General features: G+C 51.4%; 15 protein-coding genes and 3 pseudogenes. 7 read left to right on the forward strand and 11 right to left on the reverse strand.

Annotated elements, in window-relative coordinates; genetic code table 11:
• Positions 1-2: 2 nt before the first annotated feature.
• The 6 genes and pseudogenes from DW965_RS07585 to argC all read right to left on the reverse strand — a co-directional run bounded on the left by DW965_RS07585 (position 3) and on the right by argC (position 6,040).
• Positions 3-707, reverse strand: coding sequence for a helix-hairpin-helix domain-containing protein (locus tag DW965_RS07585; protein ID WP_119198204.1), 705 nt, complete (start codon positions 705-707; stop codon positions 3-5).
• Positions 708-820: 113 nt separating this feature from the next.
• Positions 821-1,252 (reverse strand): DMT family transporter, encoded by a 432-nt coding sequence (locus DW965_RS07590; RefSeq protein WP_055218605.1) that lies wholly within the window; start codon positions 1,250-1,252, stop codon positions 821-823.
• A 292-nt stretch (positions 1,253-1,544) separates the two neighbouring features.
• Positions 1,545-2,734, reverse strand: a pseudogene (locus DW965_RS07595) (aspartate aminotransferase family protein).
• Positions 2,721-3,617: an acetylglutamate kinase gene (gene argB, locus DW965_RS07600; protein ID WP_117761227.1), complete on the reverse strand. Its 897-nt coding sequence runs from the start codon at positions 3,615-3,617 to the stop codon at positions 2,721-2,723. The pseudogene DW965_RS07595 and the gene argB overlap by 14 nt, the downstream one beginning before the upstream one ends.
• Before the next feature lie 107 nt (positions 3,618-3,724).
• On the reverse strand, positions 3,725-4,948 hold the full coding sequence (gene argJ / locus DW965_RS22085) for a bifunctional glutamate N-acetyltransferase/amino-acid acetyltransferase ArgJ (RefSeq protein WP_117761037.1): 1,224 nt from the start codon (positions 4,946-4,948) through the stop codon (positions 3,725-3,727).
• A gap of 52 nt (positions 4,949-5,000) precedes the next feature.
• Positions 5,001-6,040, reverse strand: a pseudogene (gene argC, locus DW965_RS22090) (N-acetyl-gamma-glutamyl-phosphate reductase).
• A gap of 281 nt (positions 6,041-6,321) precedes the next feature.
• On the opposite strand from argC, the gene DW965_RS07615 reads away from it, so the two are divergent.
• Complete coding sequence (locus tag DW965_RS07615) at positions 6,322-7,554, forward strand: argininosuccinate synthase (protein WP_055218598.1); 1,233 nt, start codon at positions 6,322-6,324, stop codon at positions 7,552-7,554.
• A gap of 97 nt (positions 7,555-7,651) precedes the next feature.
• On the opposite strand, the gene DW965_RS07620 is transcribed toward DW965_RS07615, so the two are convergent.
• From DW965_RS07620 to DW965_RS07635, 4 genes and pseudogenes are all read right to left on the reverse strand, one after another.
• Positions 7,652-9,202 (reverse strand): N-acetylmuramoyl-L-alanine amidase, encoded by a 1,551-nt coding sequence (locus DW965_RS07620; protein ID WP_119198205.1) that lies wholly within the window; start codon positions 9,200-9,202, stop codon positions 7,652-7,654.
• A complete protein-coding gene (locus DW965_RS07625) occupies positions 9,199-9,468 on the reverse strand; it encodes a hypothetical protein (RefSeq protein ID WP_119198206.1) in 270 nt (89 codons plus the stop codon). Before DW965_RS07625 ends, DW965_RS07620 begins: the two co-directional genes overlap by 4 nt.
• Positions 9,469-9,483: 15 nt before the next feature.
• Positions 9,484-10,668, reverse strand: a complete 1,185-nt coding sequence (locus DW965_RS07630; protein ID WP_119198217.1) for an iron-containing alcohol dehydrogenase — start codon at positions 10,666-10,668, stop codon at positions 9,484-9,486.
• Positions 10,669-10,691: 23 nt separating this feature from the next.
• A pseudogene (locus tag DW965_RS07635) lies at positions 10,692-11,530 on the reverse strand (carbon-nitrogen hydrolase family protein).
• A 643-nt stretch (positions 11,531-12,173) separates the two neighbouring features.
• Here DW965_RS07635 and DW965_RS07645 point away from each other — a divergent pair.
• Both DW965_RS07645 and DW965_RS07650 read left to right on the forward strand, forming a co-directional pair.
• Positions 12,174-13,937, forward strand: coding sequence for an ABC transporter ATP-binding protein (locus DW965_RS07645; protein WP_055218593.1), 1,764 nt, complete (start codon positions 12,174-12,176; stop codon positions 13,935-13,937).
• Positions 13,938-14,004: 67 nt separating this feature from the next.
• Positions 14,005-15,789: an ABC transporter ATP-binding protein gene (locus DW965_RS07650; protein WP_119198209.1), complete on the forward strand. Its 1,785-nt coding sequence runs from the start codon at positions 14,005-14,007 to the stop codon at positions 15,787-15,789.
• 2 nt (positions 15,790-15,791) lie between these two features.
• On the opposite strand, the gene DW965_RS19865 is transcribed toward DW965_RS07650, so the two are convergent.
• On the reverse strand, positions 15,792-16,199 hold the full coding sequence (locus DW965_RS19865; protein ID WP_243036498.1) for a hypothetical protein: 408 nt from the start codon (positions 16,197-16,199) through the stop codon (positions 15,792-15,794).
• On the opposite strand from DW965_RS19865, the gene DW965_RS07660 reads away from it, so the two are divergent.
• From DW965_RS07660 to DW965_RS07675, 4 genes are read left to right on the forward strand one after another with little or no spacing between them, the layout of a single operon-like run.
• Positions 16,159-17,112, forward strand: coding sequence for a metal ABC transporter substrate-binding protein (locus DW965_RS07660; RefSeq protein WP_243030493.1), 954 nt, complete (start codon positions 16,159-16,161; stop codon positions 17,110-17,112). The genes DW965_RS19865 and DW965_RS07660 overlap by 41 nt on opposite strands.
• Positions 17,113-17,820 carry a metal ABC transporter ATP-binding protein gene (locus DW965_RS07665; RefSeq protein ID WP_117804114.1) on the forward strand — a complete coding sequence of 236 codons (708 nt, stop codon included), beginning with the start codon at positions 17,113-17,115 and terminating at the stop codon, positions 17,818-17,820.
• Positions 17,817-18,641: a metal ABC transporter permease gene (locus DW965_RS07670; RefSeq protein WP_119198210.1), complete on the forward strand. Its 825-nt coding sequence runs from the start codon at positions 17,817-17,819 to the stop codon at positions 18,639-18,641. The genes DW965_RS07665 and DW965_RS07670 overlap by 4 nt, the downstream gene beginning before the upstream one ends.
• Positions 18,642-18,684: 43 nt before the next feature.
• Positions 18,685-19,209, forward strand: a complete 525-nt coding sequence (locus tag DW965_RS07675) for a VanZ family protein (RefSeq protein WP_118741897.1) — start codon at positions 18,685-18,687, stop codon at positions 19,207-19,209.
• The last annotated feature ends 47 nt before the right edge of the window (positions 19,210-19,256 follow it).

Genomic DNA, 19,256 nt, shown 5'->3' on the forward strand with positions numbered 1-19,256 from the left:
TTCTAAACCTCGATAGAACCCCTTATCTTTTCAAACATCTTTCCCTTGATGCCCTCAATGTTCATAATCTCCTCAATCGAACCAAACGGGCCGTTTGCTTCGCGGTAGGCGATGATGGCATCCGCACGGCTCTCTCCGATGCCGGAGAGTGTCATCAGTTCTTCTTTTCCGGCCGTGTTCAGGTTGACTTTGCCGGAACCGGAAGCCTGCTCCGTGCCGCCCGTATTCTGCTGCGGCGTTTCCGTGATTTCCATGTTTTCTGCCTCCTCGCGCGTCCAGACGGTGATCTGCTCTCCGTCTTCGATTTTCCGTGCAAGATTGAGGATTTTTTCTTCAGCATCCGGCAGAAATCCGCCTGCCGCTTCCACAGCCTGCACTACGCGGCTTCCGCCCGGCAGCGTGTAGACACCGGGGGAAGCGACCGCACCGCAGATATAAACCTGCACCGTTTCTTCCGGTGCTGCCTCCTGTGCCTCACGTTTTTCCGGAATGCCTGTGGTTTCTCCGGCGCTTTTTCCGGAAACCGTCTGCTCCTCATCCACTTCCTTCTGATTCCCGAAAACGGTTTCCGCCGTACTCCCGCCTGTGCTATCTGACAGTTTGTATTCTGTATCCCTGTGGTTGCATCCGCAGAGCAAAAAAACCAGCATCGCCGCCAGTATTTTTGCATGTTTTCTGCCTCTGTTCTGCTGTTTTTTCAATTTCATGCTGTGTACTCCCTTCCGCTTCGCATCTGACGCGCAAGGGTCCCTTGTGTACGCATAACTACGTTTCTATTGTATCGAAGAAACCATAAAAATACAAGTAGAAATCTTAATCGTTATTCCCACTGAAACACTACAATTCCCACAACTGCCACTGCCATGCCGAGCAGCTTGCGCACGGTGAAATCTGTTTTTTCCATGCCGAAAAGTCCGAACAGTTCAATCAGCCACGCCGCCGCAAGCTGGGAAATGACGATCAGCATCGCCGCCTTCGCCGGGCCGAGCCCTGCCATACTCCAGATAACCGTGATCGTGATAAACGCGCCAATTGCCCCGCCGAGCAGCAGATACCACGGCTTTACGCGGAACAGATCCCCGATCGGCTCCCTCCCGGTGATGCACCATGCCGCAAGACAGACGGCAAACGCACTAATCTGCACCCAGCCGGCCGCCAGCCATGTACTCGTCTGTTTCGTCACCTCTGTGTTGAAAACGCCCTGAATACTCATCAGTGCGCCGGAAAGCAGCGCTGTTAAAATTCCCGCCATTGATTTTTCCTCCTGCTGTTTTTTTATGTACTCTCGGAGTCTTTCTGCGCTTGATTTTACGAGAAGATTTTTTGTCAGCTGCACCCAAATTTCTGAGGCGTACGCGGTGCGTACGTTGATGAAATTTGGGTGCAGCTGGCGGAAAATCGGCCGTAAAAGCAAGTGCAGAAAGGCCCCGAGAGTACATTTTATACTATTCCTTTTTTCCCCGTTTTTATACAGAACTCAGGGACAGCAGGAAAACAGCCGCCCGGTCTCCTGCCTAGGAAACCAGACGGCTGTCTATTCCACATTACTGTAATGCTTTCTCCAGTTTTTCAATCATCTCATCGATGTCATCTTTCGTAATCACAAGCGGCGGTACCATACGAAGAACGTCGCTTCCGGCGGAAATCACAAGAAGTCCGTTCTCAATCGCGCGGTTGATGACTTCTCCGACCGGACGGCCCGTTACGACAAGGCCCTGCATAAAGCCTTTTCCACGGCGTGCTGCGAGGCAGTCATATTTTTCCACCAGTTCGTCCAGCTTTTTCTCCAGATACGGAGCCGTCTCTGCTACATGCTCTACGACATGCTGTTTCTCATAGCATTCAAATACAGCATTGACAGCCGCGCAGGCCAGCGGGTTTCCGCCGTATGTCGTTCCGTGGTCTCCCGGAACGAGCGAATGCTCTGCCGTCTTTTTATTCAGCACGAAGGCGCCGACCGGAACGCCGCAGCCAAGTGCTTTTGCACACGTCATGACATCCGGCTGTACGCCGTAATCCTGCCATGCGAACAGCTTTCCTGTTCTTCCCATGCCGCACTGGATCTCATCGAGGATCAGCAGAATGTCGTGCTCGTCACACAGATCGCGCACGCCCTGTAAAAATTCTTTCGTTGCCGGATAGATACCGCCCTCGCCCTGTACAGTCTCCATGATGATCGCACATGTCTTGTCGGTAATCTGTGCCTTTACGCTCTCCAGATCATTAAAATCCGCAAATTTAATGCCGCCGATCAGCGGTTTGAACGGATCCTGATAATGCGTATTTCCTGTTACAGAAAGCGCTCCAAGGCTTCTTCCATGGAAGAATGGTTCATCGCGATGATCTCGTGATCGTTGCTGCCGTCTTTTAAGTAAGCGTATTTTCTCGCTACTTTGATGGCTCCCTCGATCGACTCCGTACCGCTGTTCGTAAAGAATACTTTATCCATGCCGGATGCCTTCGCCAGCTTTTCTGCCGCGGAGCCCATCGGAACATTGTAGAACAGGTTGGAAACATGGATGACTTTGTCCACCTGGTCTTTCACTGCTTTTTTATAATCGTCATTGCTGTAACCAAGCGCATACACCGCGATGCCGGCTGCAAAGTCCAGATATGCTTTTCCGTCGATGTCATACAGATGAACGCCCTCCCCGTGGTCGATCACAAGCGGGAAACGGTTATACGTGTGGAGCACATACTGCTCGGTCTGTTCCATATATTCATTTGTCTTCATGATTGAATTTCTCCTTGTTTTCCCCTAAAATCGCCGTACCAATTCCTTTGTTCGTAAAGATCTCAAGCAGCAGGCAGTGCTGGATTCTTCCGTCCATGATGTGGACTCTTGAAACACCGTTCTCAATCGCGTCGATACAGCCCTGGAGCTTTGGAATCATACCGCCGCCGACATTTCCGTTGGTGATGAGATCTCTTGCTTCCTGTACGTGGAGCTCGGAAATCAGGCTCTCCGGGTCCTTCGGATCTTTGTATACACCCTCGATATCGGTCAGGAATGCCAGTTTTTCTGCATTTAACGCCTCTGCGATCGCGCAGGCTGCGTCGTCTGCGTTAATGTTGTAGGTGTTGAAATCATCGTCCATGCCAACCGGGCAGACAACCGGCAGGAAGTCGTTGTCCAGAAGATCGTACAGCACCTTCGGATTTACATTTTTGATATTTCCAACGAAGCCGATGTCCTCTCCCTTGGACAGCTTTTTCTCTACGTTTAAGAGACCGCCGTCTTTTCCGCTGATGCCGACTGCGTTGACACCGAGCGACTGAATCATGGTGACAAGCTCTTTGTTGACCTTATTCAGCACCATCTCTGCCACTTCCATCGTATCCGCATCCGTTACACGAAGGCCGTTGACAAACTTCGGTTCCATGCCGACCTTTCCGACCCAGCGGCTGATTTCCTTTCCGCCGCCGTGTACGATGATTGGTTTGAATCCAACCAGCTTCAGAAGAACAACGTCCTGAATAACGTTTCTCTTCAGCTCTTCATCCACCATCGCGCTTCCGCCGTATTTGATGACAATGATTTTGCGGTTGAACCGCTGAATATAAGGAAGTGCCTCGATCAGCACATTTGCTTTGTCCAGATACATCTGATTTACCATGATTTTTTCCTCGCTCTCCTCTTTTGATTCCTGGTTCTGCTGTACCGGAAACACGATTTCCCGGCACGTTTTCGTTGTATTCCCTCAGAATTTCATCCGAATGTTTTTTAAGAACGGTAATCCGCATTAATTTTTACATAGTCATAGGTCAGGTCGCAGCCCCATGCCGTTGCTGTCGCCTCTCCCAGGTGGATGTCGGCGATCGCAGTTACTTTCGGCTCGGAGAGGATCTTCGTTGCCTCCTCCTCGCTGTAGTCAACGGCAACACCTTTCGTGATAATCTGCAGTTTTCCGGCTGCGCTCTCAAAGTAGAGATCTACATTTTCCGGATCGAATTTTGCTCCGGAGTAACCCATCGCGCAGAGGATTCTTCCCCAGTTGGCGTCATGGCCGAAGATTGCCGCTTTCGTCAGACTCGATGTGATGACGGATTTTGCCAGTGTCACGGCCTGCTCTTTGCTCTCGGCTCCCTGAATCGTCACTTCGAACAGTGCGGTTGCGCCCTCGCCGTCGCCTGCGATGTGCATCGCCTGTGTTTTATTGACTTCAAAGAGTGCTTCTTTGAAAATCTTGTAATCCTCGTTTTCTTCCGTAATTTCCGGGTTTCCGGCAAGACCGTTTGCCAGAAGTAGAACGGTATCGTTTGTGGAAGTATCACCGTCTACGGAAACCATGTTGTAGGTGTCCGGTACGACTTCGCTCAGTGCTTTCTGCAGCATCTCTTTCGAAATATTGGCATCGGTTGCCACAAAGCTCAGCATGGTGCACATATTCGGATGGATCATGCCGGAGCCCTTGCACATGCTGCCGATCGTTACGGTTTTTCCGCCGATTTCGATCTGAACAGCAACTTCCTTCGGATCGGTGTCGGTTGTCATGATCGCCTGTGCTGCTGTAGCTGCGGCTTCTCTTGTAGCTGCAAGCTGCGGTTTCAGCATTTCCACGCCGGCTGCGATCTTATCGATCGGAATCTGTTTTCCGATAACACCGGTCGATGCAACGAGAACGGAGTCCTCTGGAATGGAAAGTGCAGCCGATGCTGCCTCTGCGGTTTTTCTGCAGTAGCCATAGCCCTCCTCGCCGGTGCATGCATTGGCGATTCCGCTGTTGCAGACGATTGCCTGTGCGGTTGGATGGTTGTATACAATCTCCTGGTCCCATTTGACCGGAGCTGCTTTTACGATGTTTGTAGTAAAGGTTCCTGCTGCTACGCACGGTACCTCGCTGTAGACAAGTGCCATATCCTTTACGCCCTGTTTTTTAATTCCTGCTGCGCCGCCTGCTGCCTGAAAACCTTTTGCAGCAGTGATGCCTCCTTCAATCTTTTTCATTCTTTTATCCTCACTTTTCGTAAATTCCGTCTGTTGTCTGCTTCTGTCTTTTTTACGGGAACATCGGCGGCATGCACAGGCCTCGTTTTCCGGCAGGCCGAACATCAGGTTCATATTCTGTACCGCCTGTCCTGCTGCGCCTTTGACCAGGTTGTCCATCGCACCCATCATGATGATTCGTTTCGTTCTCGGATCGATCTTGAAGTTGACATCCACATAGTTGCTTCCCTCGACCCATTTCGTCTGCGGGCAGACATCCTTATCGAGAACACGTACAAACTGCTCGTTGGCATAATACTTATCATAAACGGCTTTAACCTCTTCGTAAGTCACATCTTTTTTCAGGGATGCATATGCCGTTACGAGAATGCCGCGGTTCATCGGAACAAGATGCGGGGTGAAGTTCAGGGTGATCGGGTAGCCGGCTGCATAGGAAAGCTGCTCCTCGATCTCCGGTGTGTGGCGGTGGCCGGCAACGCCGTATGCCTTGATATTTTCATTAACCTCGCAGTAGAGGTTGTCCACTTTCGCTCCTCTTCCTGCTCCGGAAGTTCCGGATTTTGCATCGATGATGATGGTGTTGCCATCAATGAGATCTTCCTTTAATAAAGGATAAATCGAAAGAGTTGAGCAGGTCGGATAGCATCCCGGGTTTGCCACGATGCGCGCCTGTTTTACTTTCTCACGGTTGATCTCGCACAGTCCGTAAACTGCCTCGTCGATATACTGCGGGGATTTATGCTCGATCTTGTACCACTCTTCATACGTTTTTACATCTTTAATACGGAAATCGGCGCTCAGGTCGATGACCTTTACTTTCGAAAGAATTTCATCATTTACCAGGGAAGCACAGAGTCCCTGCGGAGTTGCTGTAAAAATGACGTCTACTTCCTTTGCAAGCTGCTCCATGTTGTCGTCCTTGCAGACATCGTCTACTAACTGAAACATATTCTGGTAAACCGACGCATATTTCTTATCGATATAGCTTCTGGAACCATACCATTTAATCTCCACATCTTTGTGTCCCAGGAGAATACGCACCAGCTCGCCTCCTGCATATCCTGTAGAACCGATAATTCCTGCTCTGATCATACCTTTTTCTCCTTTTTTCTTTCGCCCGTTTTCTTGTCTTGCCGGACATTTTTTCTTTTCTCTTTATGATAGCTCAATTATTTTCTTTTTTCAATGAAAAATCTTTGTTTTCTGCTGTCATATACTGTCGATTGCATAAGTATACACCTCGAATGTATATTATGCAAGTTTTTTTGAATTTCTGAAAAAAAGCTTGCATAATCCTGTCGTATGATGTATATTTTAGTCATTGACGATGCACCGCGCATATAGGTGCACGAGAAATCCAAGGAGGATCTTACATTATGAAAGAAAAAGTTGTACTTGCCTATTCCGGCGGACTTGATACTACTGCCATTATTCCGTGGCTGAAAGAGACCTTTGACTACGAAGTAATCTGCTGCTGCATCGACTGCGGCCAGGGAAACGAGCTGGTTGGCCTCGATGAGAGAGCAAAACTTTCCGGCGCTTCCAAATTATATATCGAAAACGTTATCGACGAGTTCAGTGAAGACTTCATCATGCCATGCGTAAAAGCAGGCGCTGTTTATGAGAACAAATACCTGCTCGGTACTTCCATGGCACGTCCGGTTATCGCAAAGAAACTCGTTGAGATCGCAAGAAAAGAAGGTGCTGTTGCCATCTGCCACGGCGCTACCGGTAAAGGAAATGACCAGATCCGTTTCGAGCTCGGCATCAAAGCCCTTGCTCCGGATATCAAAGTAATCGCTCCTTGGAGAATGACCGATGTATGGACCATGCAGTCCCGTGAAGACGAGCTGGCTTACTGTAAAGCACACGGCATCGACCTTCCGTTTGATGCAAACCACAGCTACAGTCGTGACCGTAACCTGTGGCACATCAGCCATGAGGGACTTGAGCTTGAGGATCCGTCCAACGAGCCGAACTACGACGATCTTCTCGTACTGACCACTCCTCCGGAAAAAGCTCCGGACGAAGGCGAGTACGTAACCATGACCTTTGAGGCCGGCGTTCCGAAGACCTTAAACGGAAAAGAAATGAAAGTTTCTGAAATCATCACCGAGCTGAACAAGCTGGGCGGAAAACACGGCATCGGTATTGTTGATATCGTTGAGAACCGTGTTGTCGGCATGAAATCCCGCGGTGTTTATGAGACTCCTGGCGGAACCATCCTGATGGCTGCACATGAGCAGTTAGAGGAGCTGATTCTCGACCGTGAGACCCTGAAAACAAAGAAAGATCTCGGAAACCTGCTTGCTGAGGTTGTTTACGAAGGAAAATGGTACACTCCTCTGCGCGAGGCAATCCAGGCATTCGTTGATGTAACCCAGAAATATGTAACAGGCGAAGTAAAATTCAAACTGTTCAAAGGCAACATCATCAAAGCCGGCGAGTCTTCTCCGTACAGCCTGTACAATGAGTCTCTTGCTTCCTTCACCACCGGCGATCTCTACGATCACCACGATGCAGACGGATTCATCACACTGTTCGGTCTGCCGCTGAAGGTTCGTGCGATGAAAATGCAGGAGCTGGAGAAAAACAACAACAAATAAGATCTGATCCTATGGATTCCCAAAAGAAAGCGGACTCGCTCCGCTTTCTTTTTTTGCATGCAAAAAGGACCCGCCCATTTCAGACAGGTCCCTTTGTTTATTCGTAATATGCGTCGATTCCGTCCGCAATTCCCTGTGCCATCTTGTTTCGGTAATCCTCGGTTGCCATCAAACGGTCCTCGGAAGGATTGCTCATGAAGCCAAGCTCAATGATCGTGACCGGAATGGTACTCCAGTTGATGCCGCTCATGGAATCGGTGTAAATCACATCGCGGTTCTTCGCACCGGTGTCTTTGCAGAATGCTGCGATCATCTTCTGGGAGAGCTTCTGGCTCTTGCTGACCACATCACCGGAAAGATACGTATTTCTGCTGCTCGGTGCCATCGTGAGTGCTCCGTAAACCGACTGGTTCGAATCTCCGTTCGCGTGTACACGCACGAGAATGTCTGCTCCGTTCTGCACGGCAAGTTTTGCACGCTCGGAGTTGCTGATATTGACGTCGTGCGTCTCGCGGATCATGTAAACATCGTAGCCGCGCTCCTCAAGGATATCGCGTACCTTTAAAGATACCGCAAGGTTCAGCTCATACTCATTGATGCCGGTTGCCACACCGCATGTTCCGGAAGCAACCTTCGCCTTATAGGTCGATGATCCCGGTCCGATCGGCTCTTTCTCGCTGTTTCCTCTTCTCTGGTGTCCTGCGTCGATTGCCACGCAGATATTTTTGCTGTTCCGGCGGACACCGTTTTTATCAACGTAATAGCCGTCGATGTAGGTATCCTTATAGATGCCGCCCCAGCTTCGGAAGTAATACGTTTTTCCGTCCACTTCCTGCCAGCCGTTCTTGTAAATACCGCCCCAGCTCCGGAAGTAATACGTTGCGCCTTTGATCGTTACCCATTGGCTCTTATACATGCCGCCCCAGCTCTGCAGGTAATACCAGTTATTATCATACCACAGCCATTCACTGTGCATCATTTTGCCGTCCTGCCTCAGATAATACCAGTTCTTGTCATACAGCAGCCAGCCTTCCCCTTTTGGGGTTCCGTTGCTGTCCATGTAATACCAGTCACTGCCCTTGGCCGCCCAGGCGTTCACGCGCATGCCGCCCCAGCTTTCAAAGTAATAATCAACGCCGTCAATCGTCTGCCAGCCGGTACTCATCACACCGTCTGCGTCTACATGGTACGTTCTTTTATCATGCACAAACCACTGATTCGTTCTGAGGCTTCCGTCCTCATTCAGATAGTACCATGTTCCGCCGACTTTTTTCCAGCCCTGGAATCCGGCTCCGCCCCAGCTCTCGAAGTAGTAGAGCGTTCCGTCAATCTTCTGCAGTCCGGTGCTCATCACACCGTTTTCATCTACATGGTATGTTCTCTTGTCGTGAACGAACCATTCATTCGTTTTGACGCTTCCGTCCTCGTTCAGATAGTACCATGCCCCGCCGACTTTTTTCCAGCCTTTGTATCCGGCTCCGCCCCAGCTCTCAAAATAATAGAGCTTTCCGTTGACCATCGAAAGACCCGTGCACATGATTTCGTCTGCATTCAGATAATATCTCCGGTTCAGATGGGTGATCCACTCGCTGGCGGCCATCGTGCCGTCCTCTTTTCTGTATTTCCAGCTTCCGTCCTCCTGTTTCACCCAGCCGGCAGGAAGTTTCTCTTCCGGCTCCTGTTCGTTGTCCTCACCTGGAATCGTAACAGCCGGCGTCTCGTTTTCCGAAGTACCGCTCTGCTCCTGCGCTGCCGCTTCCTCATCCGATTCTGCTCGGAACTTTCCGTCTCATCCTGCTGCCAGGTTACGGCCGTGCCGTCATTTTCTGCTGCGCTTACCCTTGCCGGAAGCGCCCAGCCTCCCGCCGCAACGGCCGCTGCGATCAGCAGTGCTGCGATTTTCTTTTTTGCCATCTGTTTTTCCTCCTTTTATCGCGCCATCTGGTAAATCTCATATACTTCCTGTGCGCCCAGCTTGCGGATGCGGGACAGTTTTACAGTGTCCTGCTGTGTTGCATCCATGGAAAGGGCACGCAGATCCTCATCCGACGGGTTCAGAATATCAAGCTCATGCAGGGAGGTCGGCATGCCGAGCGAATGGAAGAACGCTACTGTGCGCTCAATGCCTTCCGTTGCCCGTTTGTGATCGCTTCCCTCTGTGATGCCCCAGACTTTTTCTGCAAACCGTGCAAACCGCCAGAGAACCGTCTCCTCATCGTACTGGTATTTCGCCCAGGCACCCCAGACTGCCGCCAGGGATGCGCCGTGTGCTACACCATATTTTGCACTTAACGCATGGCCAAATTTATGTACCGAAAAATCTTTGCCGCGTCCGCACTCCGTCAGTCCATTGTGTGACAGGCTTCCGCACCACATGATTTCCGCCATCGCATTGTAATCGGATGGGTTTTCCAGAACCTTCGGTCCGTTTTTGATTACGGTACGGAGGAGTCCCTCTGCAATCTCGTCCGTCATCTCGCACTGGCTCTCCGGAATGAAATAGCGCTCCATCGTGTGCATCATGATGTCGGTTACTCCGCAGGCAATCTGGTATTTCGGCAGGGTTGCTGCCAGCTCCGGATTCATGATGGCAAATTTGCAGCGGTTGAACGGCGTGTTGATGCCTGCCTTTTTGCCGATTGCCTCGTTTGTCAGAACGGCGGAATCACTCATCTCGCTTCCGGCTGCCGGTATCGTCAGAACCGCTCCTACCGGGAGAGATTTTGTCAACGGTACTTTTTTCGTCCAGATATCCCAGAGTGCCTCCTCCGGATTTGCAGCTCCGTGTGCAACGGCTTTTGCGGTGTCAATCGAGCTTCCGCCGCCGACGGCAAGAATAAAGTCTGCCTGCATTTCCACTGCTTTTTTCACACCCTCCTCGGCAAGGGCAAGTCTCGGGTTTGGTTTTACGCCGCCAAGCTCTTCAAAGGCAAGGCCTTCTTTTGCAAGAGATGCTTTCACTCGGTCCAGAAGACCGCTCCGTTTCGCACTTCCGCCTCCGTAAACGACGAGCACCTTTGTGCCGCCCCATTTCTTTACCTCAGCGCCTGCCTGGTTTTCAGTCTCTTTTCCGAACACGACTTCCGTCGGGGTATACTGTATAAACTGATCCATCTTCTTATTTCCTCCCTGCATTTTTATTCTTCATAAATCCGTACGTTTCCCGAGCTTACACGGTAAAGATCGTCTCTCCTGTTTTCCAGAGACGGGATTTCATTTCTTGTCCGCTCCAGCACTTCCGGATCCAGCTCTGCGATGAGTACCTGCGGGGTATCATCTGCCTCCGCAAGAATTTCGCCGTCCGGCGCAATGATCATGGAATGGCCGTACGCCTCAAACCGCGCTTTCTGGCCGCACTGGTTGGCGGCGAGCACGTAGCATCCGTTTTCAATGGCGCGCGTGCGCAGCAGTGCTTCCCAGTGGCGCTCTCCCGTTGCTTTCGTAAAATCCGCCGCTATCAGAAATGCATCTGCTCCGGAGGATGCCATCAGCCGGTACTGTTCCGGAAAGCGGATATCGTAGCAGATGCTCATGCCGAACAGGCCAAGCGCCGTGTCCGCAAGAACAATTTCATTTCCCGGGCAGATCTCGTGTGATTCTTCGTAGGAGACACTGCCCGGAATATTTACATCAAACATATGTATTTTGCTGTATTCTGCAATCGTTTCTCCATCTGGTCCGAACAGAAACGACGTGTTGGACGGACGCCCCGGATGGCGCCGTACCGTCATGCTGCCGCAGTGCAGATAGACACCGTACCGTTTGGCAAGGCTGGAAACCGGCGGCTGACGTAGCCCGGCACTGCACTTGCGTGCCCCGGCATGTCTGCTCCCGTGTATTCTGCGGTCTCCGGGAAAAGAATCAGCTTCGCTCCCTGTTCCGCCGCCTCCCGCACATACTGCTCGGCCATGCGCATATTTTCATTCATATCCGGCCCAGAATCCATCTGCACCAGGCCTGCAATTATTTTTTCCATCTTTTTGTCCCCTCGTTTCACATGTTAGCTTGTGATTTTTCCGCTTATATTCTCGTTTATTATATCGCATATTCCCCGAAACAGCTACCCAAATTCGCAATTTTCATACCTTTTGCAGCTTTTATTTTTTAATTTTTGAAAATAACAATTGACAAATCCAGAAAACAGGAGTAGCTTAGAACCATAAGCTGTCGTGTTCGATCAGATGCGGCAGAAAAAATCACGAAAGGAGAACACCACTTATGATCAATCTTATTTATGCATCCAGCGTAAAACAGAATAAACTTCGTATGGCGATCAAACCAGGTGGCTGCCCTTCTTTCGAAATTCTTTGTAAGCATTAACTCTGCATAACAAATCTCTATGCATTCTTTATGCCTGCTATTTCGCACAGAAGGCGCGGTACGTCGATACTGCGGCTTTTTTTATTGCTATAAACAGTACGAAACCGTTCTTTCCGGCTTCGCTCCGTTTCCGGCAGGCAGATTCCGCGGTCTTCTTACCGCATCGATTCCCTTCTTTTATATACAAACGCAGCCTTCGCTTTCGTTTCCCGTTGTTCCGTTCCCACACTTACGGAGCTTTTGAAAGCCTATGTTCTGCCAGACACCCAAACGACATCAATGAGGAGGTTTTAACATTCATGAAGAAAAATCCAATCGGTAAGTACCTGCTCCAGAACTGGTACTACTACGTTTTCGCTTTTGGTTCCATGGCCTTAAGTGTCTTTCTCGATATGCTCGCGCCGCTTGTCACGCTGCACATCGTGGATGACGTGCTGGTCAGTCACAAAATGGAACTGCTCTGGAAATACCTTGCCGCCTTTCTTCTGATCGGTGCCGCAAAAGCCCTGTTTCAGTACATCAAAGAATTTTTATTCGATGTCAGCAGCGTCCGCGTCGCCAGCCAGATGAGGGACAACCTGTTCCGCCACGTCCAGCGGCTTTCGGTGGAATACTTTGACAAAAACAATACCGGCGAACTCCTCGCCCGCGTGCGCGATGACGTCGACCGGATCTGGGATATCCTCGGCTTTGCCGGCATGCTGATCTTAGAAGGCCTGATCTGTATCATGATGGCAATGGTCAGTATGGTCAAACTGGATCTGCCGCTGACACTCGTCTCCGTGGCGATCCTTCCTTTCGTCGCAGGCATCGCAATCCGCCTCGAAAAAGAACTCGACCGTGTCTACGATGCGATCAGCGAGGAAAACGCCGTCATGAATACCGTTGCACAGGAAAATCTCGCCGGTGTCCGCACCGTCAAATCCTTTGCACGGGAACCGTATGAGATCAAAAAATTCCGGAAACACAATCAGAAATACTGCGATCTCAACATGGATCAGGCGCGCGTCCTGATGAAATACGATCCCGCCATCTCGTTTCTTACGAAGCTGATGCGCGTGCTCGTCCTTCTCGCGGGCGGCTACGGTGTCATCCACGGACGCATTACGCTCGGTGTTTTAACGGCCTTTATGGAGTACACCTCCAAGATCACCTGGCCGATCGAAAACGTCGGCTGGCTCGGCAACTGCTTCGCTTCTGCGATTGCTTCCAACAAGAAGCTGAACAAAATTCTCGCAGAGGAGCCGCAGATAGCAGAACCGGAAAATCCGGTGGAGCTTTCAAAACTTCCGGGTGACCTGGAATTCCATCACGTCGATTTCTCCCTGCATGACACACCGATTCTGCAGGATATCGACTTTACCTTAAAGCAGGGCCACACACTCGGCATCATGGGTATGACGGGTTCCGGAAAAACAACCATCGTCAATCTGCTTGAGCGTTTTTACGATGTCACCGACGGTTCCATCTGTCTCGACGGCCACGACATCCGCACCCTGCCGCTGCGCACCGTGCGCGATACTTCTTCCGTCGTCATGCAGGACGTCTTCCTGTTCTCAGACACGATTTCTGAGAATGTCCGCCTCGGCAGCCGCAGCACAATGAAATCCGAAGAGGTACATAACGCCGTCTCCGCTGCGTGTGCTTCCGAGTTCGTCGATCACCTTTCCGATCAGTACGAAACGGTCATCGGCGAGCGCGGCATGGGACTTTCCGGCGGTCAGAAGCAGCGTCTTTCCATCGCACGCGCCCTGGCAAAACAGGCTCCGATCCTCGTACTGGATGATTCCACCTCGGCGCTCGATATGGAGACCGAATACGAAATCCAGAGCCATCTCGCCGAGAAAAAAGATGTTTCCAAGATCATCATTGCCCACCGCATTTCTTCGGTGCAGAATGCCGATGAGATCCTGTATCTCGATCACGGACGCATCGCCGAGCGCGGCACGCATGAGAGTCTGATGGCACAGAAAGGCCTGTACTACTCCACCTGGGAGGCTCAGTACGGTGATTACCATAAAGCAAAGGCAGCCCTCGAGCAGGCACTTCCTGCCAATGCTTAATTCAATTTAATCTGTTACCCGACAACTTCTGTATTTACTTACCCGTTAAGAGAGGAACAATACGATTATGGCTATCAATTCCAGTAAAGTAGATGAAGAGCAGAAAGAGGTCTTAAAGAGCGCGACCATCCGCCGCCTCTTCTCCTACTTAAAAAATTATAAACGCCAGGTTGCCGTCGTTCTCGTGGTTCTCGCCGTTACCATCGCGATTTCCACTGTGAACCCGCTGCTCCTGGAGTACGCCATCGACGTCAATATTGCGCAGAAAGACTGGCGTGGGCTTGTTGCCCTCTGCGTATTCATGGTTGTGATCAACCTGGTTTACGCGGCCGGTGTCCGCCTGCGGATGCTTCTGATGGCGCGTATTACCAACAACATTCTTCTGGAAATCCGTGACGAGCTCTACACGCATATCCAGACCTTAAGCTTCAGCTTTTTCGATACCCGCCCGGCCGGAAAGATCCTGGCGCGCATCATCGGCGATGTCAACTCGTTAAAGGATGTGCTGAACGACGGTGTCACAAAGCTGATTCCAAACATTCTCACGATCATCGCCATTCTGGTGATCATGATGATCAAAAACATCTGGCTCTCCTTAAGTGCGATTCTCGTGCTGCCGCTGATCGCTATCGGCATGTATTTTATTCAGATCGTCGCACACAAGAGATGGCAGACGTTCCGAAAAAAATCTTCCAATGTTACGGCGTATATCCACGAGGACTTCTCCGGTATCCGCATCATCAAGAGCTTTACCGCAGAGCAGGAATCGCAGGGCGAGTTTGACCGGCTTCTTCTTGAGCATCAGAACTCCTTTATCCATGCGGTCCGCCTGGCGGATGGTTTTTCCGCTGTGATCGAGGTGACCTGGGGCATCGGAACGTTTCTTCTGTATTTTATCGGTATTTCCGTGCTCGGCGTGGATGCCGTTCCGATCGGTACGTTCACGGCGTTTGCGATGTATCTGACGATGTTCTGGGATCCGATCCAGAACCTGGCCGGTTTTTACAACAAGCTGATCACGAACCTTTCCGCTGCGGAGCGAATCTTTGAGATCCTCGACACACCGGCGGAGGTTGCCGACAAGCCTGGCGTCACAGAACTGCCGCCGATCAAAGGAGAAGTAACGTTCGACCACGTCAGCTTTGCCTACTCCGATGATCCGGACACGCTGGTTTTAAAGGATGTCAGCTTTACAGCGGCTCCCGGTGAGACGATCGCACTCGTCGGCCCGACCGGCGCTGGAAAGACGACCATTGTCAATCTGATCAGCCGTTTCTACAACATTACCTCGGGAACGGTCCGCGTCGACGGCCACAGCCTGACAGATGTCTCCATCAACAGTCTGCGTGCGCAGATGGGCGTTATGACCCAGGACAACTTCCTCTTCTCCGGCACGATCCGCGACAACATTGCCTACGGAAAGCTCGATGCCACAGAGGAAGAGATTATTGCCGCTGCAAAAGCGGTGCATGCCCATGACTTTATCATGGAACTGCCGGACGGCTACGACACCGAAATCAGCGAGCGCGGCGCCCGTCTTTCCAACGGCCAGCGCCAGCTTCTCGCGTTTGCAAGAACCATGGTGTCCGACCCGCGTATTCTGATCCTCGACGAGGCGACATCCAGCATCGACACGCAGACAGAAATTCAGGTGCAGCAGGGTATTGAGAGCCTTTTAAAAGGCCGTACTTCTTTTATCATTGCACACCGTCTTTCTACTATTAAAAATGCCGACCGGATTTTCGTGATTGACCACGGAAAGATTTTCGAGCAAGGAACCCACGACGAACTGATGGCAAAGCAGGGCGCGTACTACCAGCTCTACCAGGCACAGTTCCGCCGGGTATCCTAAAATCAAGAAATTTTCTCAAAACTGCCTTTCTTTTTTACAGGGAAAGGCAGTTTTTTTCCCTCTTTTCTATAACTGGTTTTCCTTTCCTTGACAAATGAATCCTCCCTGCTATATGATGATAACTGATCTTTTTTCGGGGACATTTGTTCCCGTCTGCCGCTTCCCACTCCTGCGGCATTTGTCACGAAACAGTCTGATACGGAGCTTTTTCGAATGCCTCCGTGTTTTCTTTCAGAAAGGAGTATCATGACATTTTTTTCAAAAAAAACGTTACGCCTTCTCCTCCTTCCTGCCCTCCTTCTTCTGACGGGCTGTGCGGGATCCTCAAAAGAGACGGCGGATTCCCAGGAGAACACGAAACTCTCCGCCGTGGCGACCATTTTTCCGCAGTATGATTTTCTGCGCGCCATCGGCGGCGATCACCTCGATCTCCACATGCTGCTTTCCCCGGGTGCGGAAAGTCACTCGTTTGAACCGACACCGGGCGATATGATTACGGTTTCCGAATGTGATCTCTTCGTCTACGTCGGCGGCGATTCCGATGCCTGGGTCGAGACAATCCTTGATTCTGTCGATACCTCGAACAAAGAGGTAGTGACGCTGATGGACTGCGTTGACACCGTTGCCGAGGAAACCGTCGAGGGAATGGAGACCCACGGCCACGCACACGATCATGAGGACGAGGATGCGCACGACCATGAGGACGAAGATGCAGATCACGAGGATGTACACGACCATGAGGACGAGGATACACACGACGAATCTTCCCATGATCATGCGCACGAATCCCACGGCGAACAGGACGAGCACGTCTGGACCTCGCCGAAAAATGCAATGCGGATTGTCCAGAAGCTCTGTGATTCCCTCTGCCGCCTCGACCCGGAGCATGCGGATGAATACCAGGCAAACACCGCCTCGTATCTTGCTTCGCTTGCCTCCCTCGATGAGGAATTTTCCGATGTCACCGCAACTGCAAGCCGCCATACCATTGTTTTCGGCGACCGTTTCCCGTTCCGCTACTTTGCGGACACCTACGGCCTCGACTACTACGCGGCGTTTCCCGGCTGCTCCTCGGAATCCGAGGCAAGTGCCAAAACCCTTTCTTTTTTAATTGATAAAATCAAGGAAGAACAGATTCCCGTCGTTTTCCACACCGAGCTGTCCAATGAACAAATGACGGACTCCATCTGTGAGGCGACCGGCGCGAAAAAGCTGCTGCTTCATTCCTGTCACAATGTATCCAAAGATGATTTCGAAAGCGGCGCTACGTATCTCTCCCTCATGGAACAGAACGTTTCCGCATTAAAGGAGGCTTTAAACTAAATGGCTCTACTTACCTGCAGTGATGTCACCTTCTCCTACGAGGGCATCCCGGTCCTGACCGATGTCAACTTTGCCCTGGAAGCCGGCTCCTACCTCTGTATTGTGGGCGAGAACGGTTCCGGAAAAAGTACTCTGATCAAGGGACTGCTTCACTTAAAAAATCCGTCCACCGGCTCGATCACAACCGGCGACGGGCTTCATCCAAGCGAGATCGGCTATCTGCCGCAGCAGACCGCCGCACAAAAGGATTTCCCGGCGAGCGTCTGGGAAGTCGTGCTGTCCGGCCGGCAGAACCACCCGCATTTCCCGCCGTTTTACACAAAGGCAGACAAAGAGGACGCGCTCCGCAATATGGAGCTTCTCGACCTCCTTCCATTAAAGAAACGATGCTACCGTGATCTCTCCGGCGGCCAGCAGCAGCGTGTGCTTCTCGCTCGTGCGCTTTGCGCCACAAAGAAACTGCTGCTCCTCGACGAGCCGGTCACTGGCCTTGACCCGGTCATGACAAACGAAATGTACCAGCTCATCCGCCGCATCAACCGCGAGCAGAACGTTACGATCATCATGGTTTCCCACGATATTCGCAATATTCTGCCGGACGCAACGCACATTCTCCAGCTCGACCAGAAGCAGGTCTTCTTCGGTCCGACGAACGAGTATCTGAAAACCGAGGCTGGAAAACAGTTTTTAGGAGGTGCCGACTTATGATTTCGAATCTGCTGAAAATGCTTTCTTATCCGTTTATGCAGCGTGCCCTTGTGGTCGGTATTCTCGTCTCGTTGTGCGCCGCACTGCTTGGCGTCAGCCTCGTGTTAAAGCGCTACTCCATGATCGGCGACGGCCTCTCCCATGTCGGATTCGGCTCTCTTGCGATTGCAACGGCACTCGGTTTTGCTCCGCTTGCCTTCACAATCCCTGTCGTCGTGCTTGCCGCCTTTCTGCTGCTCCGCATGAACGAATCCAGCAAGATCAAAGGCGACGCCGCCATCGGCCTGATTTCAAGCTCTGCGCTTGCGATCGGTGTCATCACGGTTTCGTGGTCGAGCGGCATGAACACCGATGTCAACAACTACATGTTCGGAAGCATCCTTGCGATGAGTGATGAGGACGTTGTTCTCTCCGTGGTGCTCTCCATCGTCGTGCTGATCCTGTTCGTCCTGTATTACAACCGTATTTTTGCCGTCACTTTCGACGAGACATTTGCCAAAGCAACCGGTGTCCGCGCAGAGGTTTACAACATGCTGCTGGCATTCTTAACCGCCATCACCACCGTCCTCGGCATGCGCATGATGGGCGCGCTTCTGATCTCCAGCCTGCTGATTTTCCCGGCACTGACCTCGATGCGTCTCTGCCATACCTTCCAGAGCGTGGTGATCTGCTCCGCGGTTCTCTCGGTGGTGTGCTTCCTTCTTGGCATGTCCCTCTCATTTTTCCTGTCCTCCCCTGCCGGAGCGACGGTCGTAATCGTGAACCTGCTGGCATTCCTGATCTTTTCTGCGATTGCCGGAATCCGCGAGCATACCGCATAAAAAGTTTCCGATCTGACCTGCTTTGTTTTACTGGAGGTATTTTATGAATCGAATTGTAATTGCACTGTTAAAACCGTTTTCCTTCATCCCGGCGATTCTGATGATGTCGATGATTTTCTCCTTCTCTTCCCAGAACGGAACGGAATCCTCACAGCTCAGTGAAAAAGTGGCGCGCGGCATTTTCATCACAATCGACCACGTCATGGACCGCGGATGGGATGATGAGAAGATCCAGGAACTGGCTGACGAGTATCAGTACCCGGTGCGGAAGCTGGCTCATATGACAGAGTACTGTCTGCTTGCAATCTGTGTTTCGCTTCCGCTCTACGTCTACGGCCTGCGCGGCTTCGCGCTCACATTTCTTGCCGGCATCCTCTGTGTCGCCTTTGCCGCGAGCGATGAGTTCCACCAGACGATGGTCGCCAACCGCGGCCCGTCGGTAAAGGACGTCGGCATCGACAGCATCGGCGTTCTCTTCGGCATCACGTTTGTACGGCTGTTCTGCTGGATTGCACTCGGCGGAAATACAAAAAAAAGAAAGCGGCGCAGACGGCGTTACTATTACTAAAAATATTGGATAACAGAAAAATCCCCGTTGGAAAAATCATTTCTCCT

This window comes from Blautia sp. AM47-4, from assembly GCF_003479865.1.
GTDB classification, from domain to species: domain Bacteria; phylum Bacillota; class Clostridia; order Lachnospirales; family Lachnospiraceae; genus Fusicatenibacter; species Fusicatenibacter saccharivorans.